The 21,928-nt window shown below is 50.7% G+C and carries 18 protein-coding genes and 1 other annotated feature; of the genes, 6 read left to right on the plus strand and 12 right to left on the minus strand.

What is annotated here, in order from left to right; genetic code table 11:
* Window positions 1–22 precede the first annotated feature (22 nt).
* Window positions 23–2,539, minus strand: coding sequence for an AMP-binding protein (locus JYE49_RS04660; RefSeq protein ID WP_093956294.1), 2,517 nt, complete (start codon window positions 2,537–2,539; stop codon window positions 23–25).
* Window positions 2,536–3,963 (minus strand): hydroxymethylglutaryl-CoA lyase-like TIM-barrel protein, encoded by a 1,428-nt coding sequence (locus tag JYE49_RS04665; RefSeq protein ID WP_093956295.1) that lies wholly within the window; start codon window positions 3,961–3,963, stop codon window positions 2,536–2,538. The genes JYE49_RS04660 and JYE49_RS04665 overlap by 4 nt, the downstream gene beginning before the upstream one ends.
* A 42-nt stretch (window positions 3,964–4,005) precedes the next feature.
* Window positions 4,006–4,242: a binding site (T-box leader), on the minus strand.
* A 218-nt stretch (window positions 4,243–4,460) separates the two neighbouring features.
* On the opposite strand from JYE49_RS04665, the gene JYE49_RS04670 reads away from it, so the two are divergent.
* From JYE49_RS04670 to era, 4 genes are read left to right on the plus strand one after another with little or no spacing between them, the layout of a single operon-like run.
* On the plus strand, window positions 4,461–5,453 hold the full coding sequence (locus tag JYE49_RS04670; RefSeq protein WP_283399309.1) for a PhoH family protein: 993 nt from the start codon (window positions 4,461–4,463) through the stop codon (window positions 5,451–5,453).
* 29 nt (window positions 5,454–5,482) lie between these two features.
* Window positions 5,483–7,798 (plus strand): HD family phosphohydrolase, encoded by a 2,316-nt coding sequence (locus JYE49_RS04675; RefSeq protein WP_179217220.1) that lies wholly within the window; start codon window positions 5,483–5,485, stop codon window positions 7,796–7,798.
* Complete coding sequence (gene cdd / locus JYE49_RS04680; protein WP_093956297.1) at window positions 7,773–8,678, plus strand: cytidine deaminase; 906 nt, start codon at window positions 7,773–7,775, stop codon at window positions 8,676–8,678. The genes JYE49_RS04675 and cdd overlap by 26 nt, the downstream gene beginning before the upstream one ends.
* 14 nt (window positions 8,679–8,692) lie before the next feature.
* Window positions 8,693–9,589 carry a GTPase Era gene (era, locus tag JYE49_RS04685; protein ID WP_093956298.1) on the plus strand — a complete coding sequence of 299 codons (897 nt, stop codon included), beginning with the start codon at window positions 8,693–8,695 and terminating at the stop codon, window positions 9,587–9,589.
* A 24-nt stretch (window positions 9,590–9,613) separates the two neighbouring features.
* Here the strand turns inward: era and JYE49_RS04690 are convergent, their stop codons facing one another.
* Both JYE49_RS04690 and JYE49_RS04695 read right to left on the minus strand, forming a co-directional pair.
* Window positions 9,614–10,792, minus strand: a complete 1,179-nt coding sequence (locus tag JYE49_RS04690; protein WP_093956299.1) for a class I SAM-dependent rRNA methyltransferase — start codon at window positions 10,790–10,792, stop codon at window positions 9,614–9,616.
* Complete coding sequence (locus JYE49_RS04695; RefSeq protein ID WP_179217221.1) at window positions 10,789–11,298, minus strand: GNAT family N-acetyltransferase; 510 nt, start codon at window positions 11,296–11,298, stop codon at window positions 10,789–10,791. Before JYE49_RS04695 ends, JYE49_RS04690 begins: the two co-directional genes overlap by 4 nt.
* Window positions 11,299–11,362: 64 nt before the next feature.
* On the opposite strand from JYE49_RS04695, the gene JYE49_RS04700 reads away from it, so the two are divergent.
* Together JYE49_RS04700 and JYE49_RS04705 are read left to right on the plus strand one after the other, a co-directional pair.
* Window positions 11,363–11,560, plus strand: a complete 198-nt coding sequence (locus JYE49_RS04700; protein WP_179217222.1) for a hypothetical protein — start codon at window positions 11,363–11,365, stop codon at window positions 11,558–11,560.
* Between the two features lie 76 nt (window positions 11,561–11,636).
* Entirely contained in the window at window positions 11,637–13,256 is a 1,620-nt protein-coding gene (locus tag JYE49_RS04705) for an MBL fold metallo-hydrolase RNA specificity domain-containing protein (protein WP_093956301.1), read from the plus strand.
* Between the two features lie 9 nt (window positions 13,257–13,265).
* Here JYE49_RS04705 and JYE49_RS04710 read toward each other — a convergent pair whose 3' ends face one another.
* The 8 genes from JYE49_RS04710 to topA form a co-directional block, all read right to left on the minus strand.
* On the minus strand, window positions 13,266–14,363 hold the full coding sequence (locus JYE49_RS04710; RefSeq protein ID WP_093956302.1) for a tyrosine-type recombinase/integrase: 1,098 nt from the start codon (window positions 14,361–14,363) through the stop codon (window positions 13,266–13,268).
* A gap of 215 nt (window positions 14,364–14,578) precedes the next feature.
* Entirely contained in the window at window positions 14,579–15,124 is a 546-nt protein-coding gene (locus JYE49_RS04715; protein ID WP_093956303.1) for a prolyl-tRNA synthetase associated domain-containing protein, read from the minus strand.
* A gap of 25 nt (window positions 15,125–15,149) precedes the next feature.
* Window positions 15,150–15,629 carry a ribonuclease HI gene (rnhA, locus tag JYE49_RS04720; RefSeq protein ID WP_093956304.1) on the minus strand — a complete coding sequence of 160 codons (480 nt, stop codon included), beginning with the start codon at window positions 15,627–15,629 and terminating at the stop codon, window positions 15,150–15,152.
* A gap of 21 nt (window positions 15,630–15,650) precedes the next feature.
* A complete protein-coding gene (gene proC, locus JYE49_RS04725; RefSeq protein WP_093956305.1) occupies window positions 15,651–16,463 on the minus strand; it encodes a pyrroline-5-carboxylate reductase in 813 nt (270 codons plus the stop codon).
* Window positions 16,464–16,547: 84 nt separating this feature from the next.
* A complete protein-coding gene (gene hslU / locus JYE49_RS04730) occupies window positions 16,548–17,942 on the minus strand; it encodes an ATP-dependent protease ATPase subunit HslU (RefSeq protein ID WP_283399322.1) in 1,395 nt (464 codons plus the stop codon).
* Entirely contained in the window at window positions 17,939–18,478 is a 540-nt protein-coding gene (gene hslV / locus JYE49_RS04735; RefSeq protein ID WP_093956307.1) for an ATP-dependent protease subunit HslV, read from the minus strand. Before hslV ends, hslU begins: the two co-directional genes overlap by 4 nt.
* Window position 18,479: 1 nt before the next feature.
* Complete coding sequence (gene trmFO, locus JYE49_RS04740) at window positions 18,480–19,805, minus strand: methylenetetrahydrofolate--tRNA-(uracil(54)-C(5))-methyltransferase (FADH(2)-oxidizing) TrmFO (protein ID WP_093956308.1); 1,326 nt, start codon at window positions 19,803–19,805, stop codon at window positions 18,480–18,482.
* Window positions 19,798–21,921 carry a type I DNA topoisomerase gene (gene topA / locus JYE49_RS04745; protein ID WP_093956309.1) on the minus strand — a complete coding sequence of 708 codons (2,124 nt, stop codon included), beginning with the start codon at window positions 21,919–21,921 and terminating at the stop codon, window positions 19,798–19,800. The genes trmFO and topA overlap by 8 nt, the downstream gene beginning before the upstream one ends.
* Between the last annotated feature and the right edge of the window lie 7 nt (window positions 21,922–21,928).

Here is a 21,928-nt window from a genome sequence, read left to right on the forward strand (position 1 = left end):
TCTGATCCATCAGCTTTTTCATTTACTGCTTCACACCGCCGGCTGTATCAATACCCGCAGCGCCTACGAGTCCAAGACGTTCAGCCGCCTCCTCACGCATTTTGTATTTGAGGACTTTTCCCGCCGCATTCATCGGGAAAGAATCAACAAATTCAATATACTGCGGTACCTTATGCCTGGCCATATGGGATTTGATGTATTCAATCATCTCTTCCTTCGTGAGCGAGGCGTCTTTTTTCAGCACGATACAGGCCATCACAGCCTCGCCGTATTTTGCGTCAGGGACACCGATGACCTGTACGTCAGCCACAGCGGGATGCGTATAGATGAATTCTTCGATTTCCTTGGGATAAATGTTTTCACCGCCGCGGATAATCATATCTTTCAGGCGTCCGGTAATCAGATAGGTTCCGTCGGGATTGCGGCGGGCCAGATCGCCGGAATGGAGCCATCCGTCGGCGTCAATGGTCTGGTTGGTGGCATCGGGCATCTTATAATATCCTTTCATGATATTATAACCCCTGGAGCAGAATTCACCGTCCTGCCCGTCCGGAAGCTCTTTGCCGGTTTCCGGATCGATCACTTTGGTCTGTACATGAGGGAAGGAATACCCGACTGTTTCGGTCCGCAGCTCCAGGGAATCTGTCCAGGCTGACATTGTGCTGCCGGGAGAAGATTCAGTCTGACCATATACGCTGACGATTCCGCGCATGTTCATTTCATCCGGTCTGGCTGCGCGTTTCATCAGTTCGGGCGGACAGCCTGAACCGGCCATGATACCAGTTCTCATGTAGGAAAAATCAGTTTTACGGTAATCTTCATGATTAAACATGGCGATAAACATCGTCGGAACGCCGTGGAAACAGGTGATTCTTTCCTGATTGATGCAGGCCAGGGAATTCTTTGCGGAAAAATAAGGCAACGGACAGAGCGTTGTTCCGTGCGTCATGGATGCTGTCATGGCAAGAACCATACCGAAACAATGGAACATAGGCACCTGAATCATCATACGATCCGCGGTGGACAGCCCCATCCGGTCACCGATGCACTTCCCGTCATTTACCACATTATAATGAGTCAGCATAACGCCTTTGGGGAAACCTGTGGTTCCGGAAGTATACTGCATATTGCAGACGTCATCAGGTTTGACGCGCTGGGCCATCGCCTCCAGGGTTTCAACCGGGACGGAATCAGCGCGTTTCATAGCTTCCTCAAAGGTGAGGCATCCCTGCTGTACATAACCAACAGTAATGACGTTCCTGAGGAACGGCAGTTTTTTGCAATGCAGGGGTTCTCCAGCCTTGGATGTGCTGATCTCCGGACAGAGTTCGTTGATAATGGCCCTGTAATTGCTGTCAAGCGCGCTCTCGATCATTACAAGGGTATGGGTATCACTCTGACGAAGCAGGTATTCCGCCTCATGGATCTTATAGGCTGTGTTGACGGTTACGAGAACCGCACCGATTCTGGTTGCTGCCCAGAAAGTGATATACCAGGCCGGAACATTGGTGGCCCAGATAGCCACTTTGGATCCGGCGCGCACGCCCATGGAAATCAGGGCACGGGCGAACCGGTCCACGTCATCCCTGAATTCAGAGTAAGTACGGGTATAATCCAGCGTTGTGTATTTGAAAGCATACTGGTCCGGGAATTCCTCTACCAGCTGATCCAGGACGCGGCCAAAGGTCAGATCAATGAGTTCATCCTTTTTCCAGATATATTTTCCGGTTCCGTCCTCATTGAAATACAGGCTCTTTTTCTTTCCCCGGGGATTATCGAAACGATTCATATAATTGAGGAAATGCGGGAAAATGATTTCCCGGTCCGGAATGTCCTCAATCCATTCTGTTTTCCATTCGAGGGAAATAAATCCGTCATAGTCAATGGAGGACAGTGCGTTCATCATATCACGGATCGGCAGAGTGCCTTCACCGATGAGATTGTAAGACCTGTCATCATCGGAATCGCGCAGATGAACGTGTTTGACATAACCGCCGAGATTGCGGATTGTCGTATCCGGAGTTTCATTGAAATCCCGGTAGGGATGATGCATGTCCCATAGCGCAGCCAGTTCGTCGCAGGCATAGCTGTCCATCAGCGCGCGGAGTCTTCCGGTATCGGCATAAATCCCGACGGTCTTCAGAAGGACGCAGATTCCCTCAGAGCGTGCGAGCGGAAGAATAATCTCAAGATTGTTCCGGATCTGCTCCTCGCAATCATGAAGAGCACAGAAGGCAACATACCGTACTTTCATGGAGGACGCTGTCTGAATCAGGTACTGGACTTTATCCTCAGACTGCAGTGGCAGGGAAAGATCGACGGAAGTATCAAAGCAGGGCAGAATCAGTTTGTTTTTCTTCAGATCCCGCTGTGTTTCATTCTGGCTGTATGCATGAAATGCACTTCCGCGGCCGGAAAGCTCAGGAAACTCCTGAATGTTATAGGGTTCAATTCCCTGAAAGCCCATATCGACTGCGTCACGGACCTGTTCTTCCCAGGAAAGTGCGTTCCAGCCTCTGGTGGAAAAGGAGAGATTCATGCTTCTTCCTCCTCATAGACAATCTTATTGACTGCATTGATATATGCCATGATTCCGGCACCCACAATATCTGTGGATATGCCCCGCCCGGAATAAAGCTTTCCTTCCCAGCGCAGCCTGACAATGGTTTCACCCATGGCTTCACGGCCCTGTGTGACTGACTGGATCTGGAAATCGTCCAGTTCAAAATGCCGGCCGGTCGCCTGTTCAATGGAGTTAAAGGAAGCATCAATCGCGCCGTCGCCGGATGCCGTTCCTTCAATTTCCTGGTCATGGAATTTCAGTTTCATGTGAGCCATTGCACCGATCTGATTCCCCGTACTGATCGTATAAAGAATATCATGATAAGCCGGGGGAACCTGCATGGCTTCTGCGGCGATGATAGCTTCCAGTTCCCTTAAGGTAATATGGTCCTTTTTTTCAGCTGTCTGGCAGAAGCACTTCCATACTTTCTGCTGATCTTCGGCATTCAGGTCGTATCCGAGCTTTTCTGCGGCATGTACAACAGATTCGATAGTATCATGTTTGCTCAGAAGATAATCGGAATCATTTGCTTCCTCTTCAAACCCGCCGGCAATGTCGTGTTTTTTACCGGAAGACTGGCAGATCACACGTACCTGGCCTGTAATCCTGCGGATCTGCTCCACTCCGACTTTTGCACATACGCCGATCGAACCGCCTTTGATATTCAGGATACGGACAATATTGGGCAACGAGATGGCTGTTGCGGTGCAGGTGGTCGCCTTGATTTCACGCACACCGGACCGGATGGCAGACACGGCATTGGCGTCAGCCATATTCAGCTCACCGGAACAGAAGAAACCGAGTGTCACTTTTTCCAGAGAGGGTAGTTCTTTTTTCAGGTTTTCAAACCAGGCGGATATTTCCTCGGGCATCATTGTACCGGCTGTATCACCCAGCGTAACAATCTTTGCTCCCGCATCAATGGCGGCTGACATTACCTGGACGAGGAATGCAGGATCGCTTCTGGTCGCGTCCTGTGCGATGAATTCCACATTGTCCGTAAGGCTGCGGCATGCGGAAACGGTTTTGGCAACCGCACGGATCATGGCGTCAGCCTTCATATGAAGCAGATATTCCATCTGAACGGAGCTGACAGGAGCTGCTACTTGGAGCCTGGGGTTTACGGCTTCCCGTAGTGCTTCCCAGGTGACCTGGATGGATTCCTCGTCTGTAAGGCTGACGGGGACGGCAACGGAAGCGTTTTTCACTGCGGAACAGATGGATTTGACAAGAAGCCGGTCAATTTTTTTCCGGCGGATCGGACAAAGATCAATGGAAGAGACCCCCAGCTTGTCAATCAGTCTGCACAGTTCGATTTTTTCCTTAAAACTCAATTCAAAATGGTTTTCAGCTTCCGGCAGTGTGCAATCACTCACATTTACAATTTCAGGTCTGATCATGCAGGCAATCCTCCTTGAAAAATAAAAACCCTGAAGCGATGCTTCAGGGACGAAAAACAATTTCCGCGGTACCACCCTTGGTTACTCCTTATAGGGAGTCACTTTTGAACTCTAACAAGTTCGCAGCCTGTTACGGGGCGTCCGGGTTTCCTTACTGACCACACGGTGTTCACGAAACCAACTCCGGAAGCAGTTTCCTTATACTCGGCACCGTCTCGCAGCATCCGACGGCTCTCTGAAGCGTCTGTACTAAGGATTATCATCCATCATCGTCTTTAGCACTTATGAAATTATCATGGATACTATCATAAAACAACCAGACTGTCAACAAAGGAAAGCCTTGTCTTTACGGTATTTCCGTTGTTTTTTTCATCAGCCTGAGATTGAAAAACGCATATTATGTTATATATAAATAATGAAGTGTTCCGTTTGACAAACCAGCCAAATTCAGTATCATAATAATCATACTAAAGTATTTACGAAGGGAAGTCACAGATTTGCCGGAAGAAACCGAACTTGCACTGACTCCAGAATCCATGGACGCCTATGTTTCCCTTTTCGGATTGAACGACCGTAATATTGCGCTGATTGAACAGGAATGCAACGTCAGCGTTGCGCTTCGACACAATCACCTGGTGATTACAGGAGAAGAAAAAGACAAGGAACTGGCCCGTCAGGTCATTATGCTTCTCCTTGAGATGATTCATCGCAATGAAAACGTGGACCGGATCAGGATCCGCTATACCATTGCGATGGTCAGGGAAGGAAAGACCGGCCAGATTGAAGAGAACCTGAAAAGGGTTATTGCTGTAACTCACCGTGGGAAAGAGATCACCTGCAAAACCCTGGGTCAGAAAACCTATGTTGATACCATCCGCAATCATGTGCTGACATTTGCCGTCGGTCCTGCAGGCACCGGCAAAACATATCTGGCCATGGCGCTTGCAGTGATGGCACTGAAAAACAAAGAAGTCGAGCGGATCATTCTGACCAGACCTGCCGTGGAAGCAGGGGAAAAACTGGGCTTCCTGCCCGGTGATCTGACCCAGAAGGTTGATCCGTACCTCCGGCCGCTCTATGACGCCATGTATGATTTCATGGGCGCTGATTCCTACACAAAGCTGATTGAACGGGGTATTGTTGAGGTCGCCCCGCTGGCTTATATGCGCGGCAGAACCCTGTCAGATGCGTTCATTATTCTGGATGAAGCACAGAATACCACTTCTGAGCAAATGAAGATGTTCCTTACACGTATGGGTTTTCATTCCCGTGTTGTGGTAACCGGTGATATTACCCAGACAGATCTTCCGGCGGGCAAGAAGTCCGGACTGGCAGAAGCAGTTCAGCTTCTGCGGCATATTCCCGAAATCGGTATTGTTGAGCTGTCCGGAAAGGATATTGTCCGGCATGAACTGGTTCAGCAGATTGTTGAGGCATATGAAAAGACGTCACACGTCTCGGATGATCCATCCGGAAAGGACGAAAAATGACAGAGAGTCAGAACAAAAAAGAACAGGATATGAAAAAGAATAGCGAACATTCTTTCTACAGCTGGCTGCATTCCTCTTCCAGCATCTGTTTCCTGATGATTCTGGGCACATTTCTGATCATTCTCGGACTGTTCTTCTGTATATGCACGCCGAAAAAATACGATCTTCGTGTGGGTACTATTTCCCATGTGACAATTAATGCCACAAAAGATGTTGAAGATATTGTTGCGACAGAAGACAAAAGGAACGCCGCTGCTGACAGCGTGGAACCCCAATACGGCTATACACCGGGCGTCAAGGAAGAAGTTATGGAAATGCTGTCAAACGCATTCCAGGAACTCCGGAACATACAGCAGTACGGCCTTGAATTAAGAACACAGGACGACGGAACTGTGGTTTCCAACCGCCCTTTTTCTGAAGAAGAAATTGACCATGCCCTCGCAATGCTGGAGATCCTGTCCCTGAACAACAGGACGCAGCTGACCACTGTCATGCGTGGTGATACCGAAGAATTTGAAAAAATGGTCACCACGGTTACAAAGGTTGTAGAGAACTCGTTGAGTTCAGGAATCCGGGAAGGACAGGTAGCCCAGGAAATCATGAGTATCATGCAGAATGTGGGCTATACGACTGTTGATATTTCCTATATCCAGAATATTATTCCCATCGTTCTGCGTACCTGTATCAAACCGAATATGCCGATCAACCAGGAGGATTATGAGAGTAACCGGCAGAAGGCTAGGGAAGCTGTGGAACCGGTTATTGTACCCCAGGGGCAGAATATTATCCGTGAAGGCGACAGGATCACCCTCAATCAGATTGAAATGCTTCGAAGTCTGGGATTCCTGAACGATAATCATTATGATTATTCCGTTTACGGCGGCGCTTTGATTACAACGGTTCTTGCGATGGTCGCCCTGATGATGATGCTTCATCTTCTGTTGAAAGACCTGCTGAAGGATATACGCAAGCTGGCGGTCATCCTCATCATCCTGATCCTTTGCTATGGTTTTGCTTCCATCGCCACTTTACTTCCGAGCCTCTATATTATTCCAATTGCGCTTGGTACTATCCTGGGCACAGTACTGATCGGATACCGGGCGGGTCTTGTGCTTATGGTTCCGCTTGCGCTGCTTTTTGCCGGCATTACTTCCTGCAACAGCAATACCACCTTCTATGATGTTGTCCTGATTATGGCCAATACGCTTTCCAGCGGTATCGCAACAGTATGGTTCCTGAAAGGAAGACCGCAGCGTGTGCGCGTATTGGTTTCCGGGCTGATCTCCGCTGTTTTCTGCCTGATTATGATTGTCGGGATCAAGCTCCTGACGTCCGCTGAGACGCTGAACATGATTCAGACCGGAGTCTGGGCGCTGACGGGGAGTCTGCTGAGCGGAGCACTTGCCGTGGCACTTCAGCCTGCTTTTGAGGGAGTTTTCCACCTCGCCACGCCCAGCCGGCTTCTGGAAATCACCAACCCGAATCAGCCGCTCATGAAACGGCTTATGCTTGAAGCTCCGGGCACCTATCATCATTCCATTATTGTGGCCAATCTGGCGGAAGCAGCGGCGGATAAGATCGGTGCCAATGCTTATCTTGCAAGAGCCGGTGCCTATTATCATGATATCGGTAAACTGAAGCGTCCCGGATATTTCAGCGAGAACCAGCACGGAAACAATCCACATGAAAAAACGGATCCCTATGTATCCGCGGCAATCCTGACATCCCATACAAAAGACGGCGCGCTGATGGCGCAGAAAGAGCATCTGCCGCCGGAAATTCAGGATATCATCCTGCAGCATCACGGCGTGACGCCTGTTATGTTCTTCTATCATAAAGCGCTCCAGATGTCAGACGGCAGGCATGTGGATATCAATGATTTCCGTTATGCGGGTCCGAAACCGCGTACCAGGGAAGCATCCATTGTCATGATGGCTGACAGTATTGAAGCGGCGATCCGTTCCATGAAGGATCCGACACCGAAGGCGATTGACCAGTACATTGAGCGCCTGATCAGAGGCAAACTCGAGGACGGACAGCTGAGCGAATGCCCGCTTTCCCTCAGCGATATCGACGAGATCTGCACAGCTTTTTCCGGTATCCTGAAAGGTGTCTATCATGAACGGATCGAGTATCCCAAAGTGGAGAAATATGTCGTTCAGCCTGTTGTGAAGAATGAACCTGCACAGCCTGAGAATCAGAGGGAACAGAAAACAGAAGAGATTAAACCAGAAGCAGGCACAGCCAGCGAAGAACTTCAGGATAAACAGGCGGAGCATCCCGCTGAGGAAACTCCTGAAGTGACTGAACAGAAGAGAAATGAGGAGACGGAAAGTGCTGATTGAATGGGATGTCCGTAATGAGATTGATTCTGCCATTATGGAACGAATGAAGACAGCAGCCGACCTTTGCCTGAAATGTGAAAACGTGACCATTCCCTGTGCCGTTACTGTATGCCTGTGTGATGACGCCATGATTGCGGATATCAACAGGCAGTACAGGGGAATTGACCGTTCAACGGATGTGCTTTCTTTTCCTTCGGTCAATTATCCGTTGGGCAAAACAGCCGGCGACAGTGAAACGCTGCTCAGGCAGGAATACGACGATGAGTATGATGCCGCTTTTCTCGGTGACCTGTTTATTTCTGTACCTCATCTGATCGCTCAGGCCCGGGAATACGGCCATACCGTTAAAAGAGAAGCAGTATATCTCCTGGTTCACGGTATCTGCCATCTGATGGGATATGATCATATAGAGGAATCCGATAAGGAAAGGATGAGAGCGATGGAGGAAAAGATTCTTGCAGCAGCGTCCGTCAGCAGGGAAGAGACTGATGCTGTGGATGATCAGCTCCTGCTTTCCAAAGCCAGGGAAGCCATGACCAGAAGCTATTCACCTTATTCCTCCTATCCTGTAGGAGCGGCGCTACACAGCACGGACGGCAGGATTTTTACAGGCTGCAACGTGGAAAATGCTTCCTTCGGCCTGACTAACTGTGCTGAAAGGACAGCAGTTTTCAAGGCTGTCAGTGAAGGAGTCCGTTCCTTCGACGTACTTGCGATTGCAGCGAAAACAAAAGCCTGGCCCTGTGGCGCGTGCAGGCAGGTACTCAATGAATTTGCCCCGGATCTCAGGATTCTAGTTACATGGGATGACCATGTGGAGGAAAAAACGCTGAAGGAACTGCTTCCGGAGGGCTTCGGTCCCCACAGCATGGAACATTGAACAGGAGAAAATCTATGAATCAGAAAGCAAAAAGCTATCATTCCGGATTTGTGACTATCATTGGAAGACCCAATGTGGGGAAGTCTTCTCTGATGAACAGAATGATCGGAGAAAAAATCGCAATAGTATCCAGTAAACCCCAGACCACCCGCAGCCGGATTATGGGTGTGCTGTCGAGACCTGAGCACCAGATCGTTTTCCTGGATACGCCCGGAATTCATGATCCACGGACAAAACTCGGGGAATATATGATGCATTCGGTTCGCGATGCCATGGACGGTATGGACGCCGTACTGGTGCTTTTTGATGTCACTCATATTACGGAGAATGATCTGCGTGTTGCTGAGGGAATGAAGGAGAAAAAGGTTCCTGTCATCCTGGCACTGAACAAGATCGATCTGGCGACACCGGAGCAGATCCTTGCGGCTACGGCCAAGGCAGCGGATACAGGATTTGAGGAGATTATCCCTGTTAGCGCCAGGACCGGAGACGGTGTGGAGGAACTGATCACAAGCCTTGAAAATCACCTGCCGGAAGGACCTCAGTATTTCCCGGAAGATATGATTACAGACCAGCCGGAGCGGATTCTGTGCGCCGAAATTATCCGCGAAAAAGCGCTTCGTCATCTCCGGGATGAAGTGCCGCACGGGATCGGTGTGGAAATCATGAAGATTGAGGCGCTCAGTGATAAACTGACTGAGATTAACGCTACCGTATATTGTGAACGGGCTGCCCATAAAGGTATTATTATCGGTAAAAACGGAACCATGCTTCAGACCATCGGTACTGAAGCACGGCTCGATATTGAAAAACTGATGGATACTCACATCAATCTGAAATTGTGGGTAAAAATCCGTCCTGACTGGCGCAACAATGCGTCCGATCTGAAGAATCTCGGTTATGACAGCTGATCGAAAAACAGCTGATCTGTCATCTCATCTGAAAACCTGATATATACCGCACTTCAGGTATTCGGTTTCACGGGCATAGGGCAGGATTGGATGATCTTTTCCCTGTGTCCTGAATTCTACCTGCCTGAGCAGTACTTTTGCGTCTTTTGCCGCGTCAAGCACCATCGTCCTGAACATTTCCGGCAGCACATGCTGGCTGCAGGAACATGTGATCAGGTACCCGCCTTCGCGGATCATTTTCATGGCGCGCAGATTGATTTCCTTATAACCCCTCAGCGCACTGTCCACAGCATTGCGTGATTTGGTAAAGGCAGGGGGATCCAGAATAATCACATCATACTTTTCGCCTTTGCGGCTCTGCTCAGAAAGAAGATCAAACGCGTTCGCCGCCACAAAATGTACCCTGTCTTCCAGGTGGTTCAGCGCAGCGTTTTCGGCAGCACATTCACAGGCAAATTCGCTGATGTCCACGCCTGTCACTTCAGAGGCGCCGTAATGTCCCGCATGCAGTGCAAAGGATCCGGTATGGGTGAAACAGTCCAGCACCTTCTGCCCCTTCACAAAGGGAGCAATGGCGGCGCGGTTCTCCTTCTGGTCCAGGAAAAAGCCGGTTTTCTGGCCTTCTTTCACATCAACCCAGAATTTGACGCCGTTTTCGCACATCTGTACTCGGTCCGGTACTTCGCCGTACAGCAAACCGGTACACATTTCAAGACCTTCCAGTTTGCGGACCGGTACGTCATTTCTTTCCCAGATGCCCCGTGGATGCACTTCTTCCACAAGCGCGTCCACGATATCCTTTTTAAACCGTTCCATTCCCAGCGCCAGGCACTGCAGCACCAGAACATCATCAAAGGCATCCACAATCAGCGCAGGAAGCCTGTCGCTTTCAGCAAATACAAGACGGCAGCTTTTCAGATCCGCAAAGGTACGACGGTATTCCACTGCTTCATGGATTCTGCGGAAAACCAGGTCACGATCCACTGCTTCTTCTTCATTGTAGGTCATGATCCGCAGGGCAATCTGGCTGTTGGGATTATAGTATCCTCTGGCCAGGAACTTTCCTTTGGAACTGATGATATCCACAATGTCCCCGGCGGCACAACCGTTCAGTTCCTTTTCGATATCGCTTTTGAAGATCCAGGGGTGAAGGGTGTATACACGTTTTTCTTTGCCAGGTTTAAGCTGTATGGTAGGGATCATTTTGGATTCTCCTCCGTCAGATTGATTGTGTAAACCAGCCGGTCTTCCTTCTGACCGTCCGGAAGTTCAAAGGAAGCAGAAATTCTTTCGGTTAACTGGAATCCCAGTTTTTCAAAAACCCGAATCATTCTTTTGTTTCTTCCCATTGTATCGCCGATCAGGGTTTTCATGCCGTACAGATCCCGGGCGGCCTCCATACCAAGACGGATTGCTTCGGTGCCGATTCCACGGTTCTTGCAGCTGTCATTCTGAAGGATAATGCCGAACTCGCAGACACCTTTCTCCCGGTTCATTCTTTTCAGCTGAAAGGAACCGACAGGCTGGTTGTCCTGGAATATACCGAAGTGGACATAGTCATCCCTGTATCCGTCATGATTATAGGCATAGGACCGGGAAATCTGCTCCTTATTATAATGGAAAGGGGAAGGATCCATCATCGGATCAGATTCGTAATGTCTGAAAAACTGATGGTATTCTTCTTCCGTAAAGGTCCGCAACTCGATCATGAATAAACTTGACCGTCCTTTCAGGCACAATGTATAATAGGTCAAACAGGAGGTGTTCCGGACGATGGCTGTGCATAAGCAGTGTGTGCTGTACGACAGGGAGTGTATAGGCTGCGGTGAGTGTGACCGCTGCGATCTCGATCCGGAAAAGATCTGCGACAACTGCATGAAATGTGTCAGGGGAGATGCTGAATACCGGGGCATCAATATTGACGGCATCATGCTTGAACAGGAAAACGACAGCCGTAACAGTCTTTCCTGACAAGGCTGTACAGCTTATTTATTATATCGGTCGTCTTATCTTTTTGCAAATAATATAACGAAAGGTTTCGTGAGCCATGAAAATCACTTTTATCGGTGCCGCGCATCAGGTTACAGGCAGCTGTACCCTTGTTGAATGGATGGATAATCGTTATTTCCTTGTGGATTACGGCATGGAGCAGGGCGAAAACGACTTTGTCATGGAGGAACTGCCGGTTGCTCCGGGACAGATTGAATATGTATTTCTGACCCATGCCCATATTGATCATTCCGGCATGCTGCCACTGCTGTATAAAAGAGGATTCAGGGGAACGATCTATGCGACAGCGGAGACAGAAAACCTCTGTTCCATCATGCTGGCTGACAGTGCCCATATCCAGGAAACTGACGCTGCCTATGAAACAAAGAAAAACCTCCGGCACAGCGGAGCGGTTGTGGAACCGCTGTATACAAGCGAGGACGCTGCCGAGACGATGGACTTGTTCAAACCCTGTGAATACGGCGAAGTTTATATGGTGGATGAAGGCCTTTCCGCCCGCTTTTCCGATGCGGGCCATCTGCTCGGCTCTTCCTTTGTGGAGCTGTTCCTGGAAGACCGCGGGGAAAGGCGGAAACTCGTGTGTTCAGGCGATGTGGGCAATCTTGATCAACCGATCATTAATAATCCGCAGCCGGTAAAAGAGGCGGATTATCTGCTGATTGAATCGACTTACGGCACACGGATCCACGAAACGGTCAATCCGCCGATACCAGCACTCACAGAGATACTCAGGGAGACGTTCGGCAGGGGAGGCAGTGTGATTATTCCTTCCTTCGCTGTCGGCCGCACGCAGGAACTGCTCTATTTCTTCCGGGAAATCAAGCAGAAGCACCTGCTTCCGGAATTTGAGTCTTTTCCTGTTTATGTGGACAGTCCGCTGGCCAATGAAGCCACAGCTGTGTTCCTACAGTGCAGCCAGGTATGCCTGGACCCGCCGACCAGGGAAATCATGGCTGAAGGCCAGAATCCCATCTGGTTTGACGGATTGTATACAACCGTTTCCTCAGATGAATCAAAAGCGCTGAACGCTGATAAAACGCCCAAAGTAATCATTTCATCCGGCGGAATGTGTGAAGGCGGACGGATCCGTCATCATCTGAAGCATAACCTGTGGGACAGCCGGAATACGATTCTTTTTGTCGGTTACCAGGCCAACGGAACGCTTGGCCGGATTATCTATGACGGGGCGGAATCCGTTAAAATTCTCGGTGAGGAAATTGACGTCAAAGCCCGGATAGCCCTGCTTCAGGGGATTTCCGGACATGCGGACAGGGACGGCCTCATTGGATGGTTGTCTGCTTTCGAAAAGAAGCCTTCCTATGTGTTTGTCAATCATGGAGATAATCTGTCCTGTTCCGGTTTTGCCTCGTATGTGCAGGAAAACATGGGACTCCAGTCTCTTGCTCCGTATTCAGGCTCCGAATTTGATCTCCTGAAAGGGGAGTGGATCCGCCTGACGGAGCCTGTGATCAAAAAGAAATCCTCTGCATCCGGAAGCAGTACATCGGCAGCAAAGGATAAAAAGAATAAGGCTTATACGGATCTCAGGGTGGCTGTATCCGCGCTGGAAAGATATACTGAACAGCTGAAGGGACACGCAAACAGCGAGATCAAGCAGCTGACCAAAAAGATTCTCGATCTGATGAAAAATAAATGATCTGGTGTCTTATTCCTTCCGGAAATCGGGATCGCCCGGCAGATGGACATGTTCCGCTGCCATACGGCGTCTTGCATCAGTCATATCCGCGTAATGCTTTCTGGTCGTATCCACGGAGGTATGGCCAAGCACATCTGCGACAAGATAAATATCGCCCGTCTCATTATAAAGGTTTGTTGCATAGGTGCTGCGCAGTTTATGCGGGCTTATCTTTGATTTCAGCGGCGCAGCCACAGCCGCATATTTCTTGACCAGGTTCTGAACGGCCCGCTGTGTGATTCTTTTGCGCTGAAGGCTCAGGAATAAAGCGTCTTCATGGCCTTCCACAGCCTCTGTATGTGACCGTTCCTGCATGTAATCCGCCAGCGCTTCGGCTACTTCAGGAGGGAAATACAGAACGACCTGATTGCCACCCTTACGGGTGACAATAAAGGCGTTGTTTTCCAGGTCCACGTCTCCGATATTGATTCCCACGCACTCGCTGACACGGATTCCGGTTCCGAGGAAGAGGGAAAGGATGGCATAATCCCGTTTTGCTGTGATTTTCTGGAATTTCTGCTGATGATCTGTCAATTGATCACCGCTCTGGGCCAGTTCAAGCATCCGGGACATTTCATTTTTGTTCAGGCGGATAATGGGTTTCTCGTGAATCTTGGGGAGGGGAACCAGCTCGGTCACATTGGAGGAAATACGCTGGTTTTTGAAAAGATAATCATAGAATGAACGAATGGAGCAAAGCTTTCTTTTAATGGCCAGTTCATGATTGACATATACTTTGTTAGGTACCGAATCATCATCCGTACTTTTCAAATAGTAGGTCAGGTATTCGGTGTAGGCGACAATGTCCGTCCTGTCCAGTTTTTCGAGGTCAGCGTCGTTCATCAGCCTGGGGGGCTTATCGGCGAACTGAACACGTTCATCATGTAAAAAGGAGAAAAATGTGTTCAGATCGATAGCGTATGCCAGCCTGGTCAGCGTGCTGGTGGATATAGCAATCGAACGAAGAAAATCACCGCAGGCCTGAGGGAGCTCGCGGGTGATATCACGAATCTGCAGAATGCGTTTAGCATCCATCTCTTCTCTGTAACGGTTGACGTGCTCAGCCATCAGAAACAGCCTCCCAAGCCCTGTTGATGAATCAAAAGGATCTTTTACAGTTAAACTATTCGTAAAACTGTGGTTTAGCGAATAGTTATATATTTGTAACCATCATACCATCAGCCCGGAAATCTGTCAATGCTCCTCCCGTTTGACGCAGGATTTCATTTTTTTGCTTTACCTGCTTGAAACATATTCGGAAGCTGTTAAACGCAGAATTGAAATTATTCCTCCCCTTTCAGGCATACTGTCTGATAGTCATGACCGGTGGCCGGAAGGAACCGCTCCAGAACGTCTTTTGTTTTGATCTTCAGGCTGGACGTGCATACGCAGGGATGACAGCCGATATAGTCATCGCCGAGTATGTCTTCATCAATCAGCAGGCGGACGTTCTGTCCCCTGTCGTTCATCAGCCCCATAATGCTTACGGCGCCCGGTTCGATATCCAGGTATTTCAGCATATCCTCAGGCTCCGCAAAGGACAGCCTGGAAGAATGGATCTGTGCGGATAGTTCCTTTGTCCTGAATTTCTTCCCGCCGGGCATCATCAGAAGATAAAAGGCTGTTTTCTGCCGGTTGCAGAGGAACAGGTTCTTGCAGATTACAACGTCGAGTACGGCGTCGATGATGTTGCAGGCTTCCATATGATCCGCGCGTTCGTGATCGGTCCGCTGATACGGTATTCCAAGCCAGTCCAGGAAGTCATATGTGCGTATTTCGCGCGAAAGCCTGCCATTTTCATCGGCAGGCCTTCCATTGTATATTTCCATCATTTTACTCCGGAAAACGGTTCTGTTACTCCTCAGAGGGCTTCTCTGTGTTGATTCTGCGATATTCGTCAATGGCAGCCCTGGCCAGCTCGTCACAGCGGTTGTTCTCCGGATGATCGGCATGCCCTTTGACTTTGATAAAGGTCACCTGATGCTTGGCGGTTTGTGCGGAAAGGATGAACCATAAATCCTGGTTTTCCACTTTTCCGCCGCCGCTGGTTTTCCAGCCGTTCTTCTTCCAGTTTTCGATCCAATGGTCATTAAAAGCCTGGACCAGGTAATTGCTGTCAGAGTACAGGTTGACGATGCAGGGCTCCTTCAGTGCACCCAGACCGCTGATGGCAGCAAAAAGCTCCATCCGGTTGTTGGTGGTGCCGGCCATATAGCCGCTCAGTTCTTTCCTGTGCGGACCGAACTCAAGGATGGCTGCCCAGCCTCCGGGACCGGGATTTCCGCTGCAGGCGCCGTCTGTATAGATATTGACTGTTTTTCTTTTTTCATCCATAGGAATTATTTCCTCTGTCTCTTATTGCTTGGAAAGTTCACGGCTCTTGCGGGCACAGGCGTCCATGGCATCCATAATAGCCGCACGGAAGCCCTTCCTTTCAAGTTCCTCAACAGCTTCAATCGTGGTACCTCCGGGGGAACACACGGCGTCCTTCAGCGCGGCCGGATGGGTTCCGGAGGACAATACCATCAGCGCGCTGCCCAGCACGCTCTGGGCGGCCATTTCGTAGGCATATACCCGCGGAATGCCTTCTTTTACAGCGGCATCCGCCATGGCTTCAATCATCATATAAACATAGGCAGGGCTGCTGCCGCTGACGGCAACAACACCGTCAAACAGCCTCTCCGGCAGCACTTTGGTCTTTCCGATGGAATCAAAGATCCCCTTGGCGTAGTTGAAATCTTCCTTGGAGAAGGTAGTGTTGTCACACAGGGCGGTCATTCCCTCGCCGACCAGCGCGGGCGTATTGGGCATCACGCGCAGGTAGGAAGCGGATGTGCCGTACAGCGCGTTTTCCAGCATGCTTACCGTCCAGCCGGCTGCGATGCTGAGAACAGCCTTGCCGTTCAGGGCGGGACGGATTTCCTCGATAACGTCCTTCACATAGATCGGCTTGATCGCCAGAATGATCAGGTCCGCTTTTTCGGCAACTTCCAGGCAGTCACGGGCTGTGATAATGCCGGGGATGTCTTCCTCCAGTTCGCTCATTCTCCGGGAACTGGCATCGTATGCAATAATCTGTGAAGCCTTGACATAGGATGCGTCCACAATACCGCGAAGAATGGCGGAACCCATATTTCCTGTACCGATCATACCGATGGTGTTAATCATCAAAAGACCCTCCCTGTGCCGGTTTTTATGGATTATAACACGAAAAAAGCCGCCTGCAAAGCAAGGCGGCATAAGAAATACAACTTACAGAATAAACTTCCGGATGTCCATGGGGCGGTTCTCCCCTTTCAGCCTTTCATTGACGTATGCTTCGTCAATCTTCAGCTCAAACGGGGGCATATTTTCATCGCCGGCGTTGAACAGAACGTCCTCCAGCAGCTGTTCGAAAATCGCGTGCAGTCTCCTGGCGCCGATATCTTCCGCGTTTTCATTGGCGTTGCAGGCGGCTTCCGCCACTGCGGAAATCGCGCTTTCCTCAAAGGTGACCATCACGCGGTCCACGGCCAGCAGCGCCTGGTACTGCTTGGTCAGGGCGTTTTCAGGCACAGTCATGATCTGCATGAAATCCTGCTTTGTGAGGCTCTTGAGTTTCACATGGACAGGAAAACGTCCCTGCAGTTCAGGAATCAGGTCTGTGACCTTGCTCACATGGAATGCGCCGGCAGCGATAAACAGCATATAATCTGTTTTGACAGGTCCGTACTTTGTGCTGACAGTACATCCTTCCACAATGGGAAGAATATCCCGCTGTACGCCTTCCCTGCTGACGTCCGGGCCGTGTGCCCCGGAGGCGCTGGCGATCTTGTCGATTTCATCGATGAAGACGATGCCGTTCTGTTCCGTACGGTGGATAGCTTCTTCCTGTACGGCGTCGTTGTCAATCAGTCGGGCGGCTTCCTGGTCTGTCAGGATTTTGCGGGCCTCGCTGACTTTCACATGCCGGATTTTTGTCCTCTTGGGCATCATATTGCCCATCATATCGCCGAGGCTGATGCTGTTCCCGCCGACTTCCAGCGTGGGAGCTTCTTCTTCGACTTCCAGATCCAATTCTGTATCTTCGATTTCACCCCGCATGAGCTGCAGACGGATATCTTCTTTTCTTTTTGCCAGGGCGGCCACTTCCTCGCCGCTGGGCTGCTGTTCCTTCTGCTTGCCCAGCAGGAAATCCAGCGGATTGGAGGCTGTATTCTTCCGGGGACCGTGCGCCAGCAGATCGCTCAGCCGCTCTTCTGCCAGCACCCTGGCCCGCGGCATAACGCGTTCTTCATGTTCCCGGCGGACCATCCGGACGGCATTTTCGGTCAGGTCGCGGATAATGCTTTCCACGTCACGGCCGACGTAGCCCACTTCCGTAAACTTGGTAGCTTCCACTTTGATAAATGGAGCGCTGACCAGCTTGGCCAGGCGGCGGGCAATTTCAGTTTTGCCGACGCCGGTCGGTCCGATCATCAGGATGTTCTTCGGGATAATTTCATCCCGCAGATCGCTTTCAACGCGGCTGCGGCGGTAACGGTTTCTCAGCGCAATGGCGACAGCCTTCTTGGCCTCGTCCTGCCCGACAATAAACCTGTCCAGTTCATGGACAATCTGTCTGGGAGTCAGCTGCTGTTCACTCATGTTGTTCACCTGCTTCTTCAGATTGTTTCAACGGTAATATTGTCATTGGTGTATACGCAGATGCTGGCGGCGATATGCAGTGATTTTTCCGCAATTTCAGCTGCGCTCAGGTCCGTGTTCTGCACCAATGCCCTTGCGGCGGCCAGGGCGTAGTTTCCGCCGGAACCGATGGCAGCGATTCCTTCATCGGGATCAATCACTTCGCCGGTACCGCTGAGAATCAGCAGCCGGTCTTTGTTGGCGGCAATCATCATGGATTCAAGCTGCCTCATCATCTGGTCGCCCCGCCAGTTCTGTGCCAGCGCAACCGCGGCTTTTTCCAGGTTGCCTCCGCACTGCTGGAGCTTCTCCTCGAATTTTTCACAAAGAGTAAAAGCGTCTGCCACGCTTCCGGCGAAACCGACAACGACTTCACCGTTATACAGACGGCGGACTTTTTTCGCGGTGGTTTTAAAAACGGTATGTTCTCCCATGGTCACCTGGCCGTCTCCGGCAATCGCAATTTCATTGCCTTTTTTGACGGCGCAGATGGTAGTACCTCTGAAAGGACTGGACATCTTATTTCCCTCCTGTCTGGCTTTGTATGGTTCGGATGCAGGACAGAGACCTCTGGGCAACGGCTTCATACCTGTCCTGCTTTTTCTTCAGCCGTTTTTCACCCGGAATGACGGGCAGCGGATCAATCAGGCCGAAGGAGCAGTTCATGGGCTGGAAATTCGGATTAGGGGTGGATACATGTTTTCCCATCGCGCCCAGTGCGGTGCAGGACGGGAAAACAGGGATTTCGGTTTCATTCAGTTCGGCGGCGAGTGTCATTCCGGCAACCAGACCGCTTCCCGCGCTTTCCACATAACCTTCTACGCCTGTAATCTGTCCGGCGAAGAAGCATTGCTTCCGGTTGATCATTTCAAAGGAAGAATTCAGGAATCCGGGACTGTTCAGGAATGTGTTGCGGTGCATCACGCCGTAGCGTGCATACTCTGCATGCTCGAGCCCGGGTATCAGTCCGAAAACCCGCTTCTGTTCTCCGAATTTCAGCCGGGTCTGGAAGCCCACCAGGTTGTACATCGTATCCGATGCGTTATCCTGCCGGAGCTGTACGACGGCAAAAGGCTCCTTTCCGGTGCGCGGATCGGCCAGTCCGACGGGTTTCATCGGGCCGAAGGCGGGGACCATAAAGCCCCGTTTGGCCATGCTTTCAATGGGCATGCAGCCCTCAAAAACACGGTTTTCCTCAAATCCGTGGATTTCTGCGGTTTCAGCATTGATCAGTTCATTGATGAAAACCGTGTACTCTTCTTCTGTCATGGGGGCGTTCAGGTAGTCGTTTCCCCGGTTATAACGGCTGAGCCGGAAAAGTTTGGATTCATCCAGGGATTCCCTGAACACAATGGGTGCCGCGGCGTCATAGAAGTTCAGCGTGCTCATGCCGGGCAGGCTTCTGATTACCTCGGCGAACGCATCGCTGGTCAGTGGACCGGTGGCGATGATCACCGGTCCGTCGGGAATGCTGACGGCTTCTTCGTGGATCTGCTCAATCAACGGGTGTTCAGTGATTGCTTTTGTTACATGGGCGGAAAAGGAATCCCGGTCCACGGCAAGCGCACCGCCGGCAGGAACCTTTGTTTCGTCAGCGCAGCGCATGATCAGGGAACCCAGGATGCGCATTTCTTCCTTCAGCAGGCCGACGGCGTTGGTCAGCCGGTCTCCCCTGAAACTGTTGGAACAGACAAGCTCGGCAAACTGGTCGGAATGATGGGCCGGTGACATTTTGTGTGGCTTCATTTCGATCAGTCGGACATGGATTTCCCTTTCAGCCAGCTGCCAGGCAGCTTCACAGCCGGCCAGCCCGGCGCCGATGACTGTGGCTGAACGGTCACTCATTGTCTTCTTCCCCGCTGACGGTAACCACTTTTTTGAAGCGGCAGTTTTCATTTGTACACAGATGGATGGTTTCGCCCTTGTTGTTTCTCTTTTCAATCATATAGTGTCCGCACTGCGGGCATTTTTCATTGGCGGGTTTATCCCAGCTGACAAAGTCGCATTCCGGATATCCTTCGCAGCCGTAGAATTTCCGGTTTTTCTTGCTCGTTTTTTCAAGCAGGCGCTTGCCGCATACCGGGCAGGCCGCGTCAATATATGTCAGGATCGGCATGGTATTCCGGCATTCAGGGAAATTCGGGCATGCCAGGAAGCGGCCGAATCTGCCCATCTTATAAACCATCATCGCACCGCATTTGTCGCAGGGTACGTCGCTGACGTCATCCTTGACTTCCACTTTTTCAATCTCTTTTTCAGCAACGGAAAGTGTGGAGATAAAATCGGGATAGAAATCACGGAGAATCTGCTTCCAGTCCTGCTGGCCTTCTTCCACCGCGTCCAGTTTTTCTTCCATGAAAGCGGTGAATTCTGTATCAACGATCCGGGTAAAGTACTTTTCCATCATCTCGGTTACCATGATGCCGAGCTCTGTCGGGAACAGTCTCTTCTTTTCCCTGGATACGTATCCGCGCGCTATGATGGTGGTAATTGTCGGCGCATAGGTGGAAGGCCGGCCGATACCGTTTTCTTCAAGCGTACGTACAAGGCTTGCTTCGGTATAGCGGCTCGGCGGCTGGGTGAAATGCTGATCGGTATTGATCTGTTTCACGGAGATCTTCTGTCCTTCCTTCAGGGCGGGCAGTGTCATCTCCACATTATCTTCGCTCTCGTCTGTTCCCTCTTCATACAGGGTCGTAAATCCGGCAAAGATCTTATGTTCGCCGTAGAACCTGAGCCCGACCCGCTGGTCGGTAATCTCGGCGGAAAGGGTTTCATAGACGGCAGGAGCCATCTGGCTGGCGACAAAGCGGTTGTAAATCAGCCTGTAGAGCATAAACTGCTCCCGGCTCAGGGAGTTCTTGATGGAATCAGGCGTACGGGTCACGTCAGTCGGCCGGATGGCTTCATGGGCGTCCTGAGCGTTTTTGCGGCCCTTGAACTCGTTTTTCTCTTTCGGCAGGTATTCCTTGCCGTATTTTTCCGGAATGAATGCCCGAAGGGCGGTCATTGCGTCATCGCTGATCCGGACGCTGTCGGTACGGATATAGGTCACCAGACCCTGGGCGCCTTCACCCTGCAGGTCCACGCCTTCATACAGCTGCTGGACAACCTGCATTGTTTTGGCGGTTGTAAAGCTGAGCTTTCTGCCGGCTTCCTGCTGCAGGCTGGAAGTGGTGAAAGGCGGAGCAGGCTGTCTTTTCTTTTCTTTTTTCTTGATATCTGTAACGGTAAAGTCCCCGGATTCAATCAGGGCCCGGATCTCTTCCGCTTCAGCCTTGTTGCTGACCGGCTTTTTCTGTCCGTCCAGGGTGGTAAACCTGGCGCTGAAACTGACCGGTTTCTTTTCACCCTTGACAGTACAGTCGGCAGTGATGTCCCAGTATTCTTCCGGGATGAAATTGTCAATTTCACGTTCGCGTTCCACAACCATACGGGTTGCAACGCTCTGCACACGGCCTGCGGACAAGCCTTTTTTCACTTTGACCCAGAGGAGCGGGCTGATTTTATAGCCGACCAGCCGATCCAGCGCCCTGCGGGCCTGCTGGGCGTCAATCCGGCCCATATCCAGCTTTCTCGGCTTTTTGATTGCGGCCTGAACCGCTTTCTTGGTGACCTCATTGAATTCAATCCGGCAGGGAGATTTTTCATCCACGCCAAGCACGTGAAACAGATGCCAGCTGATGGCTTCCCCTTCGCGGTCAGGGTCTGTCGCGAAATAGATCTGGGAAGCGTTCTTGGCTTCTTTGCGGATACGGCTCAGGATATCGCCGCGTCCACGGATCGTGATGTATTTCAGATCAAAGTCATGATCGATATCCACACCAAGCTGGCTCTTGGGCAGATCGCATACATGCCCCTGGGAGGCTTCCACCTTATATCCTTTGCCCAGATACTTGCTGATGGTTTTGGCCTTTGCAGGGGACTCCACGATAATCAGTTTCTGTTTGTTGGTTGCCATTTTTATC

Source organism: Aristaeella hokkaidonensis (assembly GCF_018128945.1).
Taxonomy (GTDB): Bacteria; Bacillota; Clostridia; order Christensenellales; family Aristaeellaceae; genus Aristaeella; species Aristaeella hokkaidonensis.